General features: G+C 73.9%; 2 protein-coding genes. Both read right to left on the bottom strand.

Translation table 11 applies throughout. From position 1 onward, the window contains the following. Nucleotides 1-516 (bottom strand): primosomal protein N' family DNA-binding protein (locus tag ACWJ6R_RS35250; protein ID WP_449066363.1); only part of this gene is annotated, 516 nt, incomplete at its 3' end. Between the two features lie 115 nt (nucleotides 517-631). Next, nucleotides 632-1,819: a methionine adenosyltransferase gene (gene metK / locus ACWJ6R_RS35245; protein WP_449066362.1), complete on the bottom strand. Its 1,188-nt coding sequence runs from the start codon at nucleotides 1,817-1,819 to the stop codon at nucleotides 632-634. Nucleotides 1,820-2,072: the final 253 nt, after the last annotated feature.

Raw genomic sequence — 2,072 nt, 5'->3', positions numbered from 1 at the left:
CCGGCCCGGCGGCCTCCAGGGCTCCCGGGCCTCCTCGGGCTCCCGGGTGCGCGGCTCGGCCTCGACTCTGGCGTGGCGCGGCGGGACGGCCAGGCGCAGGACGTCGGCCAGGGTCCCGGCGTAGCGGTCGGCGACGGCGCGGGCCAGGGCGGCGACCTCCGGGGTCAGCACCGGCTCGGCGGAGACCACCCGCTCCAGCCGGGCCAGCTTCCCGGGGTGCTCGCTCGTCTCCACCCGCTCCAGCAGGAACCCGTCGGCGAGCTTGCCCGCGAAGCGGACCCGGACCCGGCAGCCCGGCACGGCCGCGGCGTCCAGGGTGGCCGGGACGAGGTAGTCGAACGGCCGGTCCAGATGGGGCAGCGGCGTGTCCACGGCGACCCGCGCGACGGGCAGCTCGGCGGCCGGCTCCGGCACGCCCCGCACCGGTCCGGCGCCCCGCGCGGGGGCGGGCCGCTCGCGGACGGCGTCCAGCGGAAGCAGGGCGCCGTCGTCCGGGGAGGGGATCGTGTGGGTCACCCACATGTCCTACCAGACACCGCGGGCGCCTCTCACCGATCCGCCGGGACCGCCCGAGGACACGGCGAGAGCCCCCGGCGGAACGGGTCCACCGGGGGCTCTTACCGTGGCGGGACTACAGGCCGGCGGCGGCGCGCAGGGCGTCGGCGCGGTCGGTGGCCTCCCAGGAGAACTCCGGGCGGCCGAAGTGGCCGTAGGCGGAGGTCTCGGAGTAGATCGGGCGGAGCAGGTCGAGGTCGCGGATGATCGCGGCCGGGCGCAGGTCGAAGACCTCGAGCACGGCGGCCTGGATCTTGGCGATGTCGGTCTTCTCGGTGCCGAAGGTCTCGACGAACACGCCCACCGGGTGCGCCTTGCCGATGGCGTAGGCGACCTGCACCTCGGCGCGGTCGGCCAGACCGGCGGCCACGATGTTCTTGGCGACCCAGCGCATGGCGTAGGCGGCCGAGCGGTCGACCTTGGACGGGTCCTTGCCGGAGAAGGCGCCGCCGCCGTGGCGGGCCATGCCGCCGTAGGTGTCGACGATGATCTTGCGGCCGGTCAGGCCGGCGTCGCCCATCGGACCGCCGATCTCGAAGCGGCCGGTCGGGTTGACCAGCAGCCGGTAGCCCTCGGTCTCCAGCTCCAGGCCGGCCAGGACCGGGTCGACCACGTGCTCCTTGATGTCCGGCGCGAGCATCTCCTTGAGGTCGATCTCGGCCGCGTGCTGGGTGGAGACGACCACCGTGTCGAGGCGGACCGGCTTGTCGCCGTCGTACTCGATGGTGACCTGGGTCTTGCCGTCGGGGCGCAGGTAGGGGACCGTGCCGTCCTTGCGGACCTGCGACAGGCGCTCGGCCAGGCGGTGCGCGAGCTGGATCGGGAGCGGCATCAGCTCGGGGGTCTCCCGGCAGGCGTAGCCGAACATGAGGCCCTGGTCGCCGGCGCCCTGGCGGTCGAACTCGTCGCCGGCCTCGCCCTCGCGGGCCTCGTAGGCGGCGTCGACGCCCTGCGCGATGTCAGGGGACTGCGCGCCGATGGACACCGACACGCCGCAGGAGGCGCCGTCGAAGCCCTTGTGCGAGGCGTCGTAGCCGATCTCGAGGATCTTCTCGCGGATGAGACCCGGGATGTCTACGTAGGTCTCCGTCGTCACCTCTCCGGCGACGTGGACCTGACCGGTGGTGATCAGCGTCTCGACCGCGACCCGGCTCTTGGGGTCTCCCTTGAGCATGGCGTCGAGAATCGCGTCGCTGATCTGGTCTGCGATCTTGTCCGGGTGGCCCTCGGTGACCGACTCGGAGGTGAACAGGCGACGGGACAAGTCAGTGGCTCCTCATGCAGCGGCTGCTGGCGACGGGGCTCCGGTGCGGGGGCGCACCGCGAGCGCTTCGCCGAAGTCTAGCCGCTCACCGGCCCTTCGCGATTCTCCCCTCCGCCTCCGATCCGCGGGAAGACGGCGCAGGCGGGGGATCCGTCTTTCCCCGGCGGCGGTTCCGCACCCGAACCGCTCCCGGAGGCCGCCGCGCGCAGGGCCGCCGCGGACCGCGCGGATCATCCGCGGAGGCCCGGGGACG

The sequence above is a fragment of the Planomonospora algeriensis genome (assembly GCF_977012225.1).
The sequence above is the reverse complement of the archived record's forward strand: the minus strand, read 5'-3'. Positions and strand labels throughout refer to the sequence as shown.